Source organism: Cupriavidus sp. GW822-FHT03E04, from assembly GCF_058801495.1.
Genome location: NZ_JBXANI010000023.1, coordinates 71,706 through 88,335 on the forward strand (window position 1 = coordinate 71,706; position 16,630 = coordinate 88,335).

At 63.2% G+C, this 16,630-nt stretch carries 16 protein-coding genes and 1 pseudogene; 14 read left to right on the forward strand and 3 right to left on the reverse strand.

What is annotated here, in order from left to right; all coding sequences use genetic code 11:
- Window positions 1-101: 101 nt before the first annotated feature.
- From AC1RQC_RS29290 to AC1RQC_RS29325, 8 genes and pseudogenes are all read left to right on the forward strand, one after another.
- Window positions 102-1,040 (forward strand): LysR family transcriptional regulator, encoded by a 939-nt coding sequence (locus AC1RQC_RS29290; protein ID WP_492808924.1) that lies wholly within the window; start codon window positions 102-104, stop codon window positions 1,038-1,040.
- 313 nt (window positions 1,041-1,353) lie between these two features.
- Complete coding sequence (locus AC1RQC_RS29295; protein WP_492885409.1) at window positions 1,354-2,298, forward strand: cupin domain-containing protein; 945 nt, start codon at window positions 1,354-1,356, stop codon at window positions 2,296-2,298.
- Between the two features lie 140 nt (window positions 2,299-2,438).
- Window positions 2,439-2,999 carry a carboxymuconolactone decarboxylase family protein gene (locus AC1RQC_RS29300; RefSeq protein ID WP_492808926.1) on the forward strand — a complete coding sequence of 187 codons (561 nt, stop codon included), beginning with the start codon at window positions 2,439-2,441 and terminating at the stop codon, window positions 2,997-2,999.
- Between the two features lie 26 nt (window positions 3,000-3,025).
- A complete protein-coding gene (locus AC1RQC_RS29305; RefSeq protein ID WP_492808928.1) occupies window positions 3,026-4,135 on the forward strand; it encodes an acyl-CoA dehydrogenase family protein in 1,110 nt (369 codons plus the stop codon).
- Complete coding sequence (locus tag AC1RQC_RS29310; protein ID WP_492808930.1) at window positions 4,132-4,974, forward strand: ABC transporter ATP-binding protein; 843 nt, start codon at window positions 4,132-4,134, stop codon at window positions 4,972-4,974. Before AC1RQC_RS29305 ends, AC1RQC_RS29310 begins: the two co-directional genes overlap by 4 nt.
- A gap of 43 nt (window positions 4,975-5,017) precedes the next feature.
- A complete protein-coding gene (locus AC1RQC_RS29315) occupies window positions 5,018-6,208 on the forward strand; it encodes an ABC transporter substrate-binding protein (RefSeq protein WP_492808932.1) in 1,191 nt (396 codons plus the stop codon).
- 38 nt (window positions 6,209-6,246) lie between these two features.
- Complete coding sequence (locus AC1RQC_RS29320) at window positions 6,247-6,999, forward strand: ABC transporter permease (protein WP_492809092.1); 753 nt, start codon at window positions 6,247-6,249, stop codon at window positions 6,997-6,999.
- A 198-nt stretch (window positions 7,000-7,197) separates the two neighbouring features.
- Window positions 7,198-7,464, forward strand: a pseudogene (locus AC1RQC_RS29325) (LLM class flavin-dependent oxidoreductase); the annotation flags it as partial.
- Window positions 7,465-7,508: 44 nt separating this feature from the next.
- Here the strand turns inward: AC1RQC_RS29325 and AC1RQC_RS29330 are convergent.
- On the reverse strand, window positions 7,509-8,396 hold the full coding sequence (locus AC1RQC_RS29330) for a LysR family transcriptional regulator (RefSeq protein WP_492808934.1): 888 nt from the start codon (window positions 8,394-8,396) through the stop codon (window positions 7,509-7,511).
- A gap of 95 nt (window positions 8,397-8,491) precedes the next feature.
- On the opposite strand from AC1RQC_RS29330, the gene AC1RQC_RS29335 reads away from it, so the two are divergent.
- From AC1RQC_RS29335 to AC1RQC_RS29355, 5 genes are all read left to right on the forward strand, one after another.
- Window positions 8,492-9,283, forward strand: coding sequence for a substrate-binding periplasmic protein (locus AC1RQC_RS29335; protein ID WP_492808936.1), 792 nt, complete (start codon window positions 8,492-8,494; stop codon window positions 9,281-9,283).
- The gene (locus AC1RQC_RS29340; protein WP_492808938.1) at window positions 9,283-10,071 is read left to right on the forward strand and encodes an amino acid ABC transporter ATP-binding protein; all 789 of its coding nucleotides are present in this window, start codon (window positions 9,283-9,285) and stop codon (window positions 10,069-10,071) included. Before AC1RQC_RS29335 ends, AC1RQC_RS29340 begins: the two co-directional genes overlap by 1 nt.
- Before the next feature lie 2 nt (window positions 10,072-10,073).
- Window positions 10,074-10,751: an amino acid ABC transporter permease gene (locus AC1RQC_RS29345; protein ID WP_492808940.1), complete on the forward strand. Its 678-nt coding sequence runs from the start codon at window positions 10,074-10,076 to the stop codon at window positions 10,749-10,751.
- 15 nt (window positions 10,752-10,766) lie between these two features.
- Window positions 10,767-12,185: an MmgE/PrpD family protein gene (locus AC1RQC_RS29350; protein ID WP_492808942.1), complete on the forward strand. Its 1,419-nt coding sequence runs from the start codon at window positions 10,767-10,769 to the stop codon at window positions 12,183-12,185.
- Window positions 12,186-12,434: 249 nt separating this feature from the next.
- Window positions 12,435-13,559, forward strand: a complete 1,125-nt coding sequence (locus AC1RQC_RS29355) for a Fic family protein (protein WP_492885411.1) — start codon at window positions 12,435-12,437, stop codon at window positions 13,557-13,559.
- Between the two features lie 371 nt (window positions 13,560-13,930).
- Here the strand turns inward: AC1RQC_RS29355 and AC1RQC_RS29360 are convergent, their stop codons facing one another.
- Window positions 13,931-14,305, reverse strand: a complete 375-nt coding sequence (locus AC1RQC_RS29360) for a PHA-granule associated protein 4 (RefSeq protein WP_492808946.1) — start codon at window positions 14,303-14,305, stop codon at window positions 13,931-13,933.
- A gap of 479 nt (window positions 14,306-14,784) precedes the next feature.
- Between AC1RQC_RS29360 and AC1RQC_RS29365 the strand changes: the two genes are divergently transcribed.
- On the forward strand, window positions 14,785-15,108 hold the full coding sequence (locus AC1RQC_RS29365; RefSeq protein ID WP_416046761.1) for an H-NS histone family protein: 324 nt from the start codon (window positions 14,785-14,787) through the stop codon (window positions 15,106-15,108).
- A 1,150-nt stretch (window positions 15,109-16,258) separates the two neighbouring features.
- Here AC1RQC_RS29365 and AC1RQC_RS29370 read toward each other — a convergent pair.
- Complete coding sequence (locus tag AC1RQC_RS29370) at window positions 16,259-16,612, reverse strand: RidA family protein (RefSeq protein WP_492808948.1); 354 nt, start codon at window positions 16,610-16,612, stop codon at window positions 16,259-16,261.
- Window positions 16,613-16,630: the final 18 nt, after the last annotated feature.

Below are 16,630 nucleotides of genomic sequence, written 5' to 3' on the forward strand. Positions count from 1 at the left end.
GGGGCTATTGCGTTTTTGCTTTATGGGCTCACTGTAGTTTGCAAAGCCCTGATATTCCAAATACTATTCAAAGCTATCCTTGATACATGAAGTGAATCACCGTGACCGACTTGCGCCAGTTTCAACAGTTTGTCGCCGTGGCCGAGCTGCTGAGCTTCCGGCGCGCGGCCGAGGTGTTGCACATGTCCCAGCCGCCCCTGACAGTGGCCATCAAGAAGCTGGAAGAAACCATTGGCACCGAACTGCTTGAGAGGAACCGGCATATGGTGCGGTTGACCCCGGCCGGGGAAGTCTTCCTGGTGGAGGCGCGCAGGACGATTGCCCAGGCCGAGATTGCGGTCGAATCGGCGCGGCGTGCGGCTAGCGGCATGTTCGGGACCTTGCGGCTTTCGTTCGTGCCGAGCGCGGCGCTTGACGTGCTGCCGGACATCCTCAGGCGATTCCAGCAGGAGTACCCCGCGGTCAAGCTGATACTGACAGGCGAGAGCAGCGGCAAACAGCTGGAGCTGCTGCGGCGCGGCGATACGGATGTCGCCATCGTGGTGCCGCCGGTGTATGAGCCCAAGGACCTGAGCCTGGATATCCTGTGCGAGGAAACACTGGTGGTCGCCGTTCCGGCGGCGCATGCGCTGGCCAGGCGCAAGCGCCTGCGACTGGAAGAGCTGAAGGCCGAAGCCTTCGTCGCGTTCCCCTTCGCGGAAGGGCCGGGCTACTCGGGGGTGATTCTGGCGGCTTGCCAGCGCGCGGGATTTTTTCCGCGCGTGGTTCAGGAAGCGTCGCAGATGCAGACCATCATCACGCTGGTCGCCGGGAATCTGGGCATTGCCATTGTGCCCAGGGCCATGACAAGGGTGCAGGCACTGGGCGTGGTCTATATCGACGTGACGGAATCCCGTTCTTCGTTGCGATATCCCCTGGTGATGGCCTCGCTGACCAATACGGAGAATGCACTGGTGGGGGCGTTCGGGGCGGTGGCTAAGCGTTCACTTGCGGGAGAGTGTTCTCTGCATGCGCCTATGGCAGTTAGCAGCGCCGCCTAAGCAACGATCGCGTCGTCCAGCGCCGCGAGCGATTAGAATCGGAAGCGCTCCAGCACTGATTCCAGCATGGCCTCCCACGATGTTCCTACGAATACTTGCGTAGACGCTTACTCGGACGGGTGTGTACCAGGGTCCGAGCATGGGATACACCGGGCCTCGGCGCTCTAGCCAACTCCGATTTCGAATTCGAAGCGGGCCTTATCGCTAGCCCGCATAAGCAAATACGCATAAGTACCTTCCGTGTCGCACGGCGCCTGCGTTATGTTCGGCGGGCATGCTGCGCTCGTCTTCGCGGCAAACTTTGTAGCACATCATGAACCACACGGATCGCGTGGTCCACTGGGTTCTGAGCAGCCTCGAACTCGAGACCACCCTCTTTCACTTAGGGCAGTATTGTGGCAACTGGCGCGCCTCGGTTGCTGGGCGCTTGCGTGCGGGGTTTCATCTGGTGCTGCATGGCGACTGCTGGTTGCACCTGCCCGGCGATATGGCCCCCGCGCTGCTGGGGGCAGGCGATGCGGTGTTTTTCCTACGCGACGTGCCACACCATCTGGGGCCACATGCCGAGCCGCAGGCCTGCGTGGCAGACGGCGAGATGCTGTCATTGGATGCGCTCTTGCCGCCATCGCTGTCGTCGACTGGACTTGCCTGTGGCTTCTTCGATTTCCGCCCCGGCCTGAGCGAGGTGCTGCTGGCACCGTTCCCCGACTACTTGGTGTTGCGAGGGGAGGGCGGCGAGCGTGACGGTGCCGACGATGGATTGGCTGCCACCCGCGCCTTGTTTGATTTGATCCTCGCCGAGGCACGGCGTAGCGGCAGCGAGCCTTCGCCGCTGATCGCGCGGCTGATCGATCTGCTGTTTTTTTATGTGGTGCGCCACCTGGCCGCGCGCGACGACGTGGCGCAGGGGCTGTGGCCGCTGTTGCGCAGCGCCGAGTTCTCGGGCCTGATGCTGGCGCTGATCCGGCATCCCGAACGGGCGTGGATGGTGGAGGCCATGGCGGCGTTGGTGCATATGTCCCGCGCCACCTTCTGCAAGCGCTTTGTCGAGGCTAGCGGGCAGTCGCCGGCTGCCTTCCTGCTGTTGCTGCGGATGAAAGTGGCTGAACAGCTTCTGGGCAGCCGCTGCAGCATCGCTCAGGCGGCGGAGCGTGTTGGTTACCGCTCGGAGGCAGCCTTCGCGCGCGCTTTCAAGAAGGTAACCGGCGTGCAGCCGGGAGCCATGCGGCGACAGGGGCAGCGGCTGTCGCTGTCGTAGCACCACCCTCTGGGCGGGCATGGCACATTGGCCAGTGGAACGCAGACGAAATGGCAGGGAATCGCGACGCTCGCGCATGGCTCCTGGCAGCCGCTCGTCGCAAAATCGGCTGATGTTCCACCTAATCCCAATGTGACGCCATGAGCCGTATCCCGCTGCAATCCGCCGAGACCGCCCCCGAAGCCAGCCGCCCTCTGGTGGCGCGCGCCATTGCCAACAACGGCTACCTGCCCAACTTGATCGCCGTACTTTCCAACGCGCCGGCGGCGCTGGAGGCCTACTTGACCGTGTCGGAGATCAATAGCCGCGGCTCACTGACACTGGCCGAGCGAGAGGTGGTGCAACTCACCGCTGCCACCACGCATGGCTGCGGCTTCTGCGTGGCCGGCCATACGGCAATCGCGGTGAAGAAGGCCAAGCTGGATGCAGGCACGGTGGGCGCATTGCGCGCCCAGGCCGCGTTGCCCGAAGCCCGGCTGGAGGCACTAGCCGACTTCACCCGCGCCGTGATCAGCATGCGCGGCGCGGTGCCGCAGGACGCGTTCGATGCCTTCCTGGCAGCAGGCTTCACCGTGGCGCAGACACTGGATGTGGTGCTGGGCGTGAGCCTGGCCACGCTGTGCAACTTCGGCAACAGCCTGGCGCAGACACCCTTGAACCCTGAGTTGGACGCGTACCGGTGGACGCCTGCCGCGGCCTGACATCGCTGAATCGCAGAGGAACGCCGATGACCTTCTCCACATTCTCAAGCGTGCTGCCGCCGGACCTGGCGCAATGGCTGGCCGCCCATGCCGACGGGCTGGACAACGGCACCGCCGACCCGGGCGAGGTACTGCCACGCCTGGCTCAGGCCGGCCTATTTGGCGTCGGCGTGCCGCAGATCCTGGGCGGCAATGGCGGCACCCTATCGGATGCTGTAGAGGCAGTGGCGGCAGTGGCCGAATACTCGCAGACGGCGGCATTCGTGCTGTGGGGCCAGCGCGCCTTCATCGAATACGTGCTGCAGACACCCAACCGCGCACTGGCGCAACGCTGCCTGCGCACGCTGCTGGATGGCCGCCTTGCCGGTGCCACCGGGCTATCCAATGCCATGAAGTTCCTTGGTGGCATCGAATCGCTACAGGTGACCGCGCGCGGCGGTGAGGCGGGCAACGTCTGGCTGATCGATGGCGTGGTGCCTTGGGCCACCAATCTGCATCCCGCGGGCTTTGCGGTGGCAGTGGCCGCAGCCAGCGCATCCGGCGGATGTGCCGCCGTCTATGCCATTCCTTCGGGCCTGCAGGGCGTGGCGCGCAGTGAAGACCTGGATCTGATCGGCCTGCGCAGCAGTCATACCGCGTCCGTGCGCTTTGATGGCGTCGCACTGGATGCCGGCTGGTTGCTGCACGAAGACGCGCACCAGTTCTTGCCGCGTGTACGGCCGGCCTTCCTGGGCCTGCAGTGCGGCCTGGCGATCGGCCTCGCCCGGCGCGGCATTACGGCGGCACGCGGCGGTGTCGAAAGCGGTCGTTCCGTACTGGATGAAGAACTCGATGCGCTTGCCGCCGCGCTCGTCGGCGAGACACGCACGCTGCATGAGGGACTGGGAATCGGCGACTTCCTCGCCGCTCCCCGCACGCTATTTGGCATCCGCATTCGCCTGGTGGAGCTAGCCGCGTCGGCGATGCAACTGGAGCTGCAAGCGCGCGGCGGTGCAGCCTACCTGAACGCGCGTACCGATGGCTTTGCGCGGCGCTGGCGCGAGGCGGCGTTCCTGCCCATCGTCACGCCCAGCCTGGTGCAACTGAAGACAGAGCTGGCGAGGCAAGCGGTGCTAGCCCCTCGGGTGGCGGCATGAGCGGCGCGCTGCTGGAGGGGCAGGGCCTGACGCTGGTCTACGGCAGCGGCGCGGTGTCACGCACTGTGCTGCGCGATGTGGACCTGCAGCTGGCAGCCGGCGAGGTGGTGTCGGTGATCGGCCCAAGCGGCGCCGGCAAGTCCAGTGTGCTGCGCCTGTTGGCCGGGATGCAGCCGGCCACGCGAGGCTGGGTACACATGCAGGGGGAGGTGCTGGACGCACCGCATCCGCGCATTGCCGTGGCATTCCAGGATGCCTGCCTGCTGCCATGGCTTTCCGTGGCGCGCAACGTGGGGTTCGGCCTGGATTTTCGGCATCAGCCAGCCCTGGCGTGCGCCGGGCGTCATCAGCGTGTGGCCAGCACATTGGCTGCCGTCGGGCTGAGCCATGCGCAGCACCTCTTCCCCGCGCAATTGTCCGGCGGCATGGCGCAGCGGGTGGCCCTGGCGCGCTGTCTGGCGCGCCAGCCGCTGGCACTGCTGCTCGACGAACCCTTCGGCGCGTTGGACGAGATCACGCGCTCCGACATGCAGGCGCTGCTGCTGCGCATGGTACGCGAGTACGGCCCGGCGACGCTGCTGATCACCCACGACATCGACGAGGCGCTGCTGTTATCCGACCGCATCGTCCTATTGGGGGCCGTGCCCGGCGAGCCGGCCAGCGTGTTGCGCGAATGGCGCATCGCTTTGCCCCATCCGCGGGATGCGGAGGTCGAAGCCCTGGGGGCCCTACGCGTGGAGATCGTACGGGCACTGCGCAGCCTGCTGCGGCCCGGCGGCAGGACTTCCACCGCGTTGGCAGCGCATCCAGCGCCGCTGCGCCATACCGCCGCCATTTGAGGCGGCGCGACACACACCACGAAACACCAAGACGAGGTCAACGATGTGCCAGGTTCCGATGTCCCGGCGCGAGCTGCTGAAGCTCTCCGCGCTATTCACCGCTGGCGGCGCTCTGCCGCTGCTCAATGCACTGAACGCACGCGCGGCCAGCGAGCCGGATGCACCTGTGCGTATCGGCTACCTGCCGATCACCGATGCTACGCCACTGCTGGTGGCGCACAACAATGGCTATTTCGACAAGGAAGGCATCCAGGCGGAGAAGCCCACGCTGCTGCGCAGCTGGGCACAGCTGGTGGAGGCCTTCATTTCCGGCCAGGTCAATGTGGTGCATCTGCTGTCGCCGATGACCGTCTGGGCGCGCTTCGGCAGCCAGGTTCCCGCCAAGGTGGTGGCGTGGAATCACGTGGGCGGCTCCGGGCTGACAGTGGCGCCGCAGGTCGGATCGCTGCGCGACCTGGGTGGCAAGACGGTAGCGATCCCGTTCTGGTATTCGATTCACAACGTCGTGCTGCAGACAATGCTGAAGAAGGACGGCCTGGTGCCGGTGAGCCGCAAGAGCGGGGCGCTGGCGTCCAATGAGGTCAACTTGGTGGTGATGGCGCCATCCGATATGCCACCCGCGTTGGCCTCACGCCAGATCGAGGGCTATATCGTAGCTGAGCCGTTCAACGCCGCAGCGGAGGCGATGAAGATCGGCAAGATACTGCGCTTCACCGGCGACGTGTGGCGCAATCATGCCTGCTGCGTGGTGTTCATGCATCAGCAGGATCTGGAACGGCGCCCGGTGTGGGCGCAGAAGGTTGTCAATGCCATTGTCAAGGCGCAGCGCTGGACTCAGGACAACCGCGCCGAGGCAGCCGCGCTCCTGTCCAAGGATGGCGCCAACCGTTACACGCCACACACCCTGGATGCGTTGCGCCGGGTGCTGGTTCCCGATGCGGGCGAGCGTGCCCGCTATCTGGCCAGCGGCGCCATTCATCACGCCGACTGGAACGACAAGCGCATCGATTTCCAGCCCTATCCCTACCCCAGTTACACGGAAGAACTCGTGCGCCGGCTCAAGGGCACTCTGATCGAGGGCAATAGTGCCTTCCTGGCCGGGCTGGAGCCGCAGCGCGCCGCGCGTGAGCTGGTAGACGATCGCTTCGTGCGCCGCAGCCTGGCCGAGGTGGGTGGGCTCAAGGCCTTCGGTTTTGGCGAGGGCTTCTTGCGGCAGGAGGAGATTGCAGCGTGAACGAGCCTGCCAACGATGCCTGGTCCGCCAGCGGCATGATGCGCTCGGTGGCGGCGCGGCTGTGGCCGGGACTGGCCGGCCTGGCGGTGCTGCTCCTACTGTGGTGGCTGACCACCGGCGCGGGGCAGGCACAAGGGCTGGCCACGCGCTTCACGCCGGGCGCCACGTTGGCCAGCGTGGCGGAACTGCTGTGCCAGCCCGATTTTGCGCAGAATACGTTGGTGAGCCTTCGGCGCGTGTTGCTGGGACTGGCGATGGCACTTGCCGTCGGCGTGCCGCTGGGCTTGCTGGTGGGCGGAGCGGCGCTGGTGGATGCCGCCGTGTCGCCGGCATTCCAGTTCCTGCGCATGATCTCGCCGCTATCCTGGATGCCCGTGGTCGTGATGGTGCTGGGCGTGGGCGACCTCCCGGTGCTGTTCCTGCTGGCCTTCGCCGGAGTCTGGCCCATTCTGCTCAATACCGCCGCCGGGGTGCGCAACCTTGACCCCCGCTGGATCACGCTCGCCCGCAGCCTGGCCGCCACGCGCTGGGAGATGCTGATGTGGGTGGTGCTACCGGGCGTAGTGGGCAGCGTGTTGACCGGGCTGCGGCTGTCGATCGGCGTCGTGTGGATCGTGCTGGTGCCGGCTGAAATGCTGGGGGTGAATGCCGGCCTGGGCTACTTCATCCTCGATACGCGTGATCGGCTGGCGTACTCGGAGTTGCTTGCCACCGTGCTGGTGATCGGACTGCTGGGTTTCCTGCTTGATAGCTGCGCGCGCTGGCTGCAGCGCTGGTGGGCTCCAGCATAGCAGACCAGTGCGGGGCGGGGGAGGACGCCCGCCGGCCCGTGGTGGCCGCCATCTCAATCAGTGCCAGATCAACCGTCAAGGCGCGCCAGGAAATCCTCGCGCAGCCTGGGCCAGCGCGACGCGCAGCTCGGCGTGTACGCCAACCCTGCCCGCATCCATGCCATGAAACACGATGGACGCTAGTTTCAGCTCGACGGCGTGTTCCAGTGGGAGCCCTCGCCTCAGCGTACGCCAGTGCTGTTCCAGGCCGGAGGCTCGGCACGCGGCACGCGGTTCGCGGCCAGACATGCCGAATGCGCCTTCGTTGGCGTGCCCACGCGCAGGGGCCTGCGCAAGTCGGTGCAGGCACTGCGTACGGAGCTGGAAGCGGCCGGCCGCGCCCCCGACAGCGCCCAGTCGTTCTCCATGCTCACGGTGATAGTCGACGACACCGCCAAGAAGGCGCAGGCCCGTTACGCCGCCTACAAGCAGCGCGCCAGCTACGAAGGGGCGATGGCACTGCTACCGCTTCATCGCATCGGCTGCAACAACCTGCGCATCGTATCGATGAACACGCTCGCAGCGCCCTGCACCACGCGCCGGCTGCCCGTGATGGCACGGACCATCACGGGTATCTCCGGAGCAAAGGGTCGCACCACCAAGCCCTGCAAATCGGCGCCCGCCAGCGCAAACTCGTCGACGAGCGTGACGCCCATGCCGTGCCTGACGAGATTGACGGCGATGGTGTAACGGTTGGTCTCCAGCGCGGACGCGGGCCTGTCGCGAAAGCCCTCCACCACGCTACCGATGGTGGCCACGATGCGCGGATCGGTGGTGATGTATACCAATTCGCGTGGATCCAGATCCTCCCAGCGCACCTGCTTCTGCCGCGCCAGGGGGTAGCGCTCGGACATAACACACACCATACGTCCGTGGCTGACCACCTGGTCTGCGGGCACTGCATCGTCCGCCGGCTGCAGTACGAAGCCCAGGTCGTATTGCCGGTGCGCAATGGCGTCGTCGATCTCGTTGTTGAGGAACATGTCGACCGCCAGCCCGTAGTCTGGAAATGCGGTCCGAAATGCGCGGGCCGCCTGGGGCAAGACATTGATCGCCAGCGCGGGTGTGGCGCATACCCGCAGTTGGCCCACACGGTACTGGCGCACCTGCTCAATGAAGCGGCCGAACCTCGCCATGCCCTGTTGCATGCGCCGCGCCTCCTCGAAGATCTGTCTCGCCTCTGGGGTTGGCTGCATCTTCCCGCCAACACGCTCGAATAGTGCGAAACCCATATGCTGTTCAAGCAGGGTCAGGCTCTTGCTGACAGCAGGCTGGGACATGCTCAGTACCTGCGCGGCGGCGGTCACTGAGCCCAGTTGGACCACTTCCACAAAGACTTCAAGCTGCTTGGGCGTCATGGAGCAAAAAACAAATAAGGATGGCAGAAATCCGCATTTTGTGGATTTACCCAAAGTTCATAAACTGTGGGCTTCTATGAGTATTGGAGTATGTCATGAGGCAGCGGTTCATTTCCAGGGGATTGTTGGGACTGCTTGCGGCAGCCAGCCTGACGCTCGCCCCCAGTGGCGCATTCGCAGCCGATTTGCTGCAATCGATCCTGGGCGGCAACGTGGTGCGTGTAGGTGCCGTGTCGGCACCCCCCTGGTACGAGAAAGACTTGCGGACCAACAAGTGGACTGGCCTCGTGCCCGAATTGTCGCAGGCAATTTTTGCGTCTTCGGGGGTGAGAATCGAGTATGTCGACACGCAATGGGGGACCGCGGCAGCGGGCCTGCAATCCGGGCGCTTCGACTTCCTGGGCGGCTTCAACAAGACACCCGAGCGCGCGAAGGCTGTGGATTTTACGCGGCCGATCGGCGCGCACAAGATGGGTGTCCTGACGCTGGAAAAGGAAACGGCACGCTACCAGTCATGGGATGCAATCAACGACCCGTCGATCCGTCTGGCCGCCATCGACGGCTCCGCCGCCGCCACTCTGTTGCGTCCGAAGCTGAATCGCGCGCAATGGGTGATCGTCCCCAATAGCGAAGCGATGCAGCTGGAAGTGGAAAGTGGCAGGGCCAACGCACTGCTGACCAATGACATCCAGATGGCGCAATATGTGGCTAAACGCGGCCGCGGGCACATGGTCTTTCCAACGCCACTGATATCGCAGCCTACCAATATCGGTCTGCGGAAGGATCGGGATGCATTCCGAAACTGGCTCGACCAGCGGCTTGACCAGCTTGAAAAAGACGGCACCCTGGATCGCATCTGGGCGAAGTACATCGTGACCGGCAAGTGATGGGCGAGGCGAGTACGCAGCCGCTGCTGCGTGTCACGGATCTGACCAAGTCGTTTTGTGGTAGGGCGGTTCTGCGGGGCATCTCATTCGATGTGCGCGCGGGTGAGGTAATTGGCCTGATCGGACGCAGCGGGTCTGGAAAATCAACGCTGCTGCGGTGCCTGAACATGCTGGAGAAGCCCGATGCTGGCGCAGTGCTGCTGGACGGCGAAGCGATCGGCTTCCGCGGGGCGCAGCGCAAGTCCGTGCCTACAGCGGTGCTCGCCCGGCAGCGTGCGCGGATGGCCATGGTGTTTCAGCACTTCAACCTGTGGCCACATCGTACGGTACTCCAGAACGTCATGGAAGGGCCCCTTAGCGTGCTAAAGCTGTCGCGCGAGCAGGCCGCCGAACGGGCCCTGGCGATCCTCGATCGCATCGGCCTGAAGGACAAGGCCGATGTGTACCCGGTGACCCTGTCTGGCGGCCAGCAGCAACGCGTGTCGATTGCGCGTGCGGTTGCCATGGAACCGCAACTGATCCTGTTCGACGAGCCGACCTCGGCATTGGACCCCGAACTCGTTGCCGAGGTGCTGGCCGTCATGACCGACTTGGCCAGCAGCGGCACGACCATGCTGGTGGTTACGCATGAAATGCGTTTTGCATTCGATGTGTGCGACCGGATCCTGTATCTCGATCAGGGCCACCTGGCTGATGACGGCGCGCCAGCGGCGTTGCTCGCACGTCCCGCTGATGCACCTGTGCGCCTGTTTATCGGTGCGTCGGTAGGCGCGCCGCAAGGAATATGAATATGCCCAACTATCAATGGGATTTCGGGGCTATCCTCGAATATAGCGATATCCTGGGCGACGGTATCCTGATGACCCTGAAGGTGCTGGCACTCTCGGTCACGCTCGGCGTGCTGCTGGGGCTGGTGCTGGCGCCACTGCGTGCCGGGCACAGCCGCTGGCTCCGCTGGCCGGCGCAGGCGCTGATCGAAGTGGTACGGGCGGTACCACCGCTGGTGCTGCTGGTCTGGACTTACTACTGCCTACCGATCCTGGTCGATGTCAAGCTGTCGGCTTACTGGACCTGCGTGCTGGCATTGGGCCTCTATGGCAGCGTGTTCTTTGCCGAGATCTTTCGCTCTGGCCTGCAGGCGGTCGATCATGGGCAGATCGAAGCGGCACTGGCTGTCGGCATGACGCCGCTGCAGGCGCTGATACGGATCACCGGGCCAATTGCGTTCCTGCGGATCCTACCGGCGTTCGTGGGGCAGTGCGTGATGGCGGTCAAGAATTCGGTGCTGGGCAGCTACATCGCCGTGGGAGAGTTGCTCTACGAGGGCCAGCGGCTCAGTACGGCGACGTTCCGGCCACTCGAAGTGCTGACCTTCGTGGCGCTGTTCTTCATTGTCGCGATCCTGCCGCTTTCCTTGTTGGCGGGCGCCGTGGACCGCCGCATTCAAGCGCGCTATTTCCGCCGCTGAACCCGACTCTCCCCAATGAACACACAGAGTATTACGCGCCAGGTCGTTCGCTTTGCCAGTGACCTGACGTACGAACGTTTGCCCGCCTGGGTCCGCCAGAAGGTCAAGCAGCACGTGGTTGATGCCGTCGCATGCGGCGTCGCCGCCAGCGATTCGGAAGCCGCGAGCCTGGCGTGGCGCGCCGTACACGTGTTAAGCGGCAGCGGCCCCTGCCATGTATTCGGCCTGGATAGCCAGCATGCGGCGCCAGCCGCTGCGCTTGCCAACGCGATGATCATTAACGGCCTAGATCATGACGACGGGGTCGAGATCGATGGCAAAGGCATGGGGCATCCCGGTGCATCGCTGGTTGCCGCAGCGATGGCCGCGTTGGACGGCTGTCAGCATGACGTTACCGGCGAGACGTTCCTGGCAGCGCTGGCTGCTGGCTTCGAGGTCAACAACCGCCTGATCCACGCCATGCAGCCCAGTGCCGAACGCTTCGCGCAGGCTTATGGCATCGCGCAACATCAGGCCATCGGGGCCGCGATCGCTTACGGACGCATCGCGGGTTTCGATGAAGCGCAGTTGCATCACGCCATTGGACTCGCCGCAACGCTGACCTGCGTGCCAAGCCTGCACAAGTACAACTGGCAGGCTCGACCACTGGTCACATTGAAGGACGGCGTGGCATCGGCGGCCCAAGCTGGCGTACAGGCGGCTTGCCTGGCGCAGGCGGGGTTCGTCGGTAGTCTCGACGTATTCGACGGCGAGCAGGGCTACTGGCGGATGCTGGGTTCAGATCGCTTCAACTCGGCCATACTTGCGGCGCTACCCGGAGACGAGTGGTATCTCTCGTATGGCAGCATCAAGCGTTATCCCGCTTGCCGGTGGCTGGCCTGCGCACTCGAATGCACCGAAGTCATCCTCATGCAGTCCGGTTGGCATGCGCAAGATATCGCGGAAATCGAAGTTTCGACGTTCGCGAGGCTGGTCGAGGATTTCATGGACATGGCGCCGACCAATGCCACGGATGCGCAGTTCAGCCTGCCATATACCATCGCCGCCACAGTCCTACGGCTGCCGTGCGGCGCGGCGTGGTATGCCGACGCGCGGCGTGTAGATCCAGCCTTGCACGCCGTGATGCGTAGGGTCAGGGCGACGGTCGATTCAGATCTCGACCGGCGCATGCGCGGGCCGGGCAGGCAGCCGGGCGCGCGTGTCATGGTGCGTCATCACGATGGGCGGGTCATGACCCACGAACTCCAGGTGCCGGCAGGTAGCGCGGCCCGGCCACTGGAGGATGCCGAACTGGCCGACAAGGCTTCCGCCAACATGGAGGGCGCTGTCGAGGCGCCTCGCCAATGGGTGGCATCGATGCTGGGATGCGAACGCTGGCGTGTCCCACTGAGCAATTCGCGCAGGCTATGGGCACAGGACGTTGTTGAACACTAAATCGGAGGATGGCGTGCCGGCGCCAGCGCTGAATGGGCCCACGAATAGCACGTCACGGGTCTAGCCTGGTATCGACAAGCAGAGCGGCCGCGTCACATTTCCGCGTCGTAGTCTTGCCGGAAGCTCTGCCTCGCGCTGACGCAGGCGACCGACCGGCTTTGCCTTCCTGCCGTGAATATCAGGGACTATCACCGCACGAGGCGCGGTGAATAACTTGAGTCTGCGGAGAAACTAGCCCATAATCTCCGCATGAAAAGCGGCGATTGCACTTACGTCTGGCAGGCCAGTGACTGGCCGAGCTGGCACTACGATCTGGCTGCCCTGGCAGTGCGTATGGCCGAGGTTAGTCGTGCCCAAGGACTACTGATGGGGCGCTTGGCCGATGTTGGCATGGCTCTGCGCGATCAGGCGAGTCTCGCAGCGCTCACCGAGGACGTGGTCAAGACCAGCGAGATCGAGGGCGAACAGCTCAGCGTCGCATCCGTGCGTTCGTCCATCGCCCGTCGCCTAGGTGTGGACATTGGCGCACTGGCCCCGGTCGATCGTCACGTCGAAGGCGTGGTTGAATTGGTACTCGACGCGACCGCCAATTGCCATGCACCGGTCACCCGGGCGCGATTGTTCGGCTGGCATGCCGCGCTGTTTCCCACCGGCTACTCTGGCCTTGCCCGGATCAAGGTCGGTGGCTGGCGTGACGACACCAGCGGTCCGATACAGGTGGTGTCCGGCCCCATTGGCCGACAAAGTGTGCATTTCGAAGCGCCGCCAGCCAATCGCCTGGAAGCTGAAACAAGCCAGTTTCTCGATTGGGTCAACGATGCATCGAACGATCCACCTCTGCTCAAGGCAGGCCTGGGTCATTTGTGGCTCGTCACCTTGCATCCGTTTGACGACGGCAATGGCCGTATAGCCCGTGCGATCGGCGACCTGCTGCTGGCGCGTGCCGATGGCAGCCCACAGCGTTTCTACAGCCTGTCGGCGCAGATCCAGCGGGAGCGCAAGGCCTACTACGATATCCTGGAGCGGACCCAGAAGCGGTCGATGGATGTCACCGAGTGGCTGGCCTGGTTCCTTGATACGCTGCATCGCGCCTTTGATCAGGCGCAGCACACTCTTGATGCTGTGCTGGTCAAGACGCGATTCTGGCAGCGCTGGGCGCCCACGGCATTGAACGAGCGGCAAGTGAAACTGCTCAACCGACTGCTCGATGGCTTCGAAGGCAAGCTCACGAGCTCCAAGTGGGCGGCGATCGCCAAATGCTCTCCAGACACCGCGCTGCGCGACATCAGTGATCTGTTCGCACGTGGGATATTACGAAAATCGGACGCAGGCGGGCGCAGTACCAGTTATGAGTTGGACGACCTATCCGAGTAGGCGCGCCGCCGACCGATCTAGTAGCGAGCGCGCTGATGCCGAGGCAAAAGATCCGATGAACGGTGACTACAAGCGCATATCGAGGGCAATGTGGATGATGTGCTTACCGAGCGACTTTTGCGCCAGCATCGTCCCACTCACGCGCTGTTCAAGTTGACAGTGGGAATCCGTGGAGTGCTGTGCGGTGGCCGGGTAGTTGAGTACTGTCTTGTCGAGTGTCTGCACTCGAAGTAGCAGGGTAACGAAATCAGCGGCGTCAAAGCTATGGCCTGACCGTAGTTACACGGCACATTGCACCTCTTTGGGGGAGCCTGTACTCGCCCGCGTTTTCTGCACCAATGTGTCAAGTGCGGTGGCGGGGGGAAAGGTATTTAATCTTCCCATACCGCCTCCACTTCCCGCATCAATCGCCCGGCGAGGATATAGTCCCCCAGTTTGGACGCCTTCGCCTCCAAACTCTCCAGCGCAGCTGTCGGCAGTTCGCTCAACTCAAACTGGCAATAGAGGTTTCGCTGCCGGAAGGTCGATTTTGGCCGCATTAGGCCGGCAACCAATGCCGTTGGAGATTTGACTGCGACGTTCTCTTGCCCGCGATATTCCACGCGTATCCCTGCCTTCTGGCCGAGCCGACCAAGCTCAATCGCATCTTGCCAGCCAGCCTCATAGTCCAGTTCCACCACCGTCACGCCTTCTGTCCCGAGGAGTCTTAGTGCCTCTCCTTTGGTGCCAGCTCGAGCTGTCGCCATACACTCCTCCACTCACTTTCTCGGCGCATATGGGCCACGCCCTGCGCCATCATAGTATTGTAGCCGCCGGCGGGGCCCTGAGCTCGATGGCTACCTCGGCGATTGACAGGTGCAGGCACTGCGGAGTGCGGGGGCGGACTCGGTGGCACAAGGAGAGAGGGGAGCTGCGATTTCTTCGCTCTTCTGGAACACCGTTCATTCAGCTAGTTGGATGTTCGCCCTGGCATTGGCCAGATTCCCCCAGTATCACGATTACAACGAGGACCTTGTTTGCGTTCTGGGCGCCCCGGCCTTCCTTGTTCAGCAATTTCCGAAAGGCTTGTTTGTCCGTACATCATTCTGTACATTGGCTGCTTGTTCTGAATTCACTCGCTAGAATTCGGGCTTAATGGTACCCGGCGGACTAAAAGAAAGGAGTTGGTGAAAGTTCGGTGATGTGCTGTAGGATATCGAACTGTTCTTAATTGATGGAGATCGACATGGCTACCTACAAACAATTGCTGGCAGAAAAAGAAAAGCTCGAAACCCAACTCGCTGAGGTTCGTCAAAGCGAGGTCGCTGGAGTTATCGCGAAGATCCAGGGTTTGATGGCGGAGTACGAACTTACCGTTGAGGACTTGGCTCCGAAACGACGCCGTGGGCGCCCGGCAGCTAGCGATCAGGCTAAGGCTCCGGCAAAAGAGAAAACCTCGCTGCCGCCGAAGTACATGGACCCGAAGACCGGCGCCACTTGGACCGGGCGTGGTCGTGCACCGGCGTGGCTGGGGAAGAATCGCGACAAGTTTCTGATTCCAGAGGCGTGAGCACGAGCACCGGAATCCGTTTGCCGAGTTGAAATTCCTTGGCCTGAGGAGTTGCTGCCAAAGCTGTCTCTTGGAGTCAGCGACGCGGCAATATCCCCGCATGTCTAGGTTTGCCCGCTCACTAGTTGCGTTTCTTTCATATCGCGGCATTAGTGAAGCGGGTAGTCGTTTTTGCGCGTACTGAGAAATATAAAGAGATGGATTTTTTGCGGTCCGTCCTCGCCACGCTAGTGACTGCCGGGTCAGACAAGGCGTCCCCAGGAGGGCTCGTAGCCGGAGAGTTGATCAAGCGCGGCACGCGCACCAACATCAAGGCATCGACGCAGTAACGCTGGTTTCCCTCGGGGGATTTAACGGGAAGCCGGTAGAAAAAGGGGTGTAGGCGGCAGGGTTGGCGCCCACACCCTCGAGGAATGGCAACACGGGGTCAGTCAAGTCGCCGTTGGCAAGTATGTTGCATTGCAGCAGTTTCGGTATCCCGCTAATGGAGGGATTGTCCGAGGGGAAAAATAGTCCCCCCGACAAATGGCTGGGGAGGCTGGGCAGGGCCGCTCGATGATAAGAGGGCCTACCGCTTGCAGCGCCCAGCAATCGCTTGACCTTGTCCAATTGGGACCGGGTGCGACCAGCGTACTTGCTAGTCGTAGAATCCCGTCCGCGCTGACGATCGGGTCAAAAATGCTCAGGGCAAGCGGGTCGCGGTGCAGGAGGATGGTGGCGTCCGAGAAGCTTCCACTCTTACGTCGCATGTGTCGTGCTGTTCGACCGCCGTGCCGGCAGTATTCAGCCGCGATGCGCGCGACGTCGGGATATGGATTTATTTTCTTTCACGGCGCCCATGAGCCAGAGGCGTGAAAGAGCGATCGACGTGCCGCAACATTCGTCCGCCGTGCGCCCAGTCGAGCCCCCATTCGGTATCGAACGGAAGGTCCCCGCCCAGCCCGTGCGCCGGTGGCGCGAGGAGACAAAGCCGGATGCTGAGCTTGGCATGGATTACAGGCTCGGGAAGCTTCCGGAGCCAAGGCCTACCTACAGTTTCTACTCGCGAGCCACAATCATTAATACGCTAGCGGCGCTAATCGGACCGGTAGAGCGTCCCGGTTAGCGCCTCTAGCATGTGCGCCTGATGGCCCATGCACTCGCCCCTGGCTTAGAGCGCCGCCGTCACGATGATTTCGACCAGCAGTTCGGGGCGTGCCAGCTTGGCCTCGCACGTCGCGCGGGTGGGTACAGCGTGCTCGGGGATCCATTGCTCCCAGGCGGCATTCATGCCGTCGAAGTCGCGGGCGATGTCCTTCAGCCAGATCTGCACCGACAGCAGCTTCTCTTTGTCGGCGCCGACGCTGGCCAGATAGCCGTCGATCTTCGCGAGCACGTCGCGGGTCTGGCCGGCGATGTCGGCGGTAGTGTCCCCGGCGGTGACGCCGGCTACGTAGACGATGTCGTTGTGGACGACCAGGCGGGACAGGCGTTTGGTGGATTGATAGCGCTGGATCTGGCTCATGTGCGATTCCTGTTGGTG

Bases quoted from the DNA above. Each gene is read 5' to 3' on its own strand.
- AC1RQC_RS29295 (WP_492885409.1), top strand. From the start codon at position 1,354: ATGAACCACACGGATCGCGTGGTCCACTGGGTTCTGAGCAGCCTCGAA.
- AC1RQC_RS29300 (WP_492808926.1), top strand. From the start codon at position 2,439: ATGAGCCGTATCCCGCTGCAATCCGCCGAGACCGCCCCCGAAGCCAGC.
- AC1RQC_RS29305 (WP_492808928.1), top strand. From the start codon at position 3,026: ATGACCTTCTCCACATTCTCAAGCGTGCTGCCGCCGGACCTGGCGCAA.
- AC1RQC_RS29310 (WP_492808930.1), top strand. From the start codon at position 4,132: ATGAGCGGCGCGCTGCTGGAGGGGCAGGGCCTGACGCTGGTCTACGGC.
- AC1RQC_RS29315 (WP_492808932.1), top strand. From the start codon at position 5,018: ATGTGCCAGGTTCCGATGTCCCGGCGCGAGCTGCTGAAGCTCTCCGCG.
- AC1RQC_RS29320 (WP_492809092.1), top strand. From the start codon at position 6,247: ATGCGCTCGGTGGCGGCGCGGCTGTGGCCGGGACTGGCCGGCCTGGCG.
- AC1RQC_RS29330 (WP_492808934.1), bottom strand. From the start codon at position 8,396: ATGACGCCCAAGCAGCTTGAAGTCTTTGTGGAAGTGGTCCAACTGGGC.
- AC1RQC_RS29335 (WP_492808936.1), top strand. From the start codon at position 8,492: ATGAGGCAGCGGTTCATTTCCAGGGGATTGTTGGGACTGCTTGCGGCA.
- AC1RQC_RS29340 (WP_492808938.1), top strand. From the start codon at position 9,283: ATGGGCGAGGCGAGTACGCAGCCGCTGCTGCGTGTCACGGATCTGACC.
- AC1RQC_RS29345 (WP_492808940.1), top strand. From the start codon at position 10,074: ATGCCCAACTATCAATGGGATTTCGGGGCTATCCTCGAATATAGCGAT.
- AC1RQC_RS29350 (WP_492808942.1), top strand. From the start codon at position 10,767: ATGAACACACAGAGTATTACGCGCCAGGTCGTTCGCTTTGCCAGTGAC.
- AC1RQC_RS29355 (WP_492885411.1), top strand. From the start codon at position 12,435: ATGAAAAGCGGCGATTGCACTTACGTCTGGCAGGCCAGTGACTGGCCG.
- AC1RQC_RS29360 (WP_492808946.1), bottom strand. From the start codon at position 14,305: ATGGCGACAGCTCGAGCTGGCACCAAAGGAGAGGCACTAAGACTCCTC.
- AC1RQC_RS29365 (WP_416046761.1), top strand. From the start codon at position 14,785: ATGGCTACCTACAAACAATTGCTGGCAGAAAAAGAAAAGCTCGAAACC.
- AC1RQC_RS29370 (WP_492808948.1), bottom strand. From the start codon at position 16,612: ATGAGCCAGATCCAGCGCTATCAATCCACCAAACGCCTGTCCCGCCTG.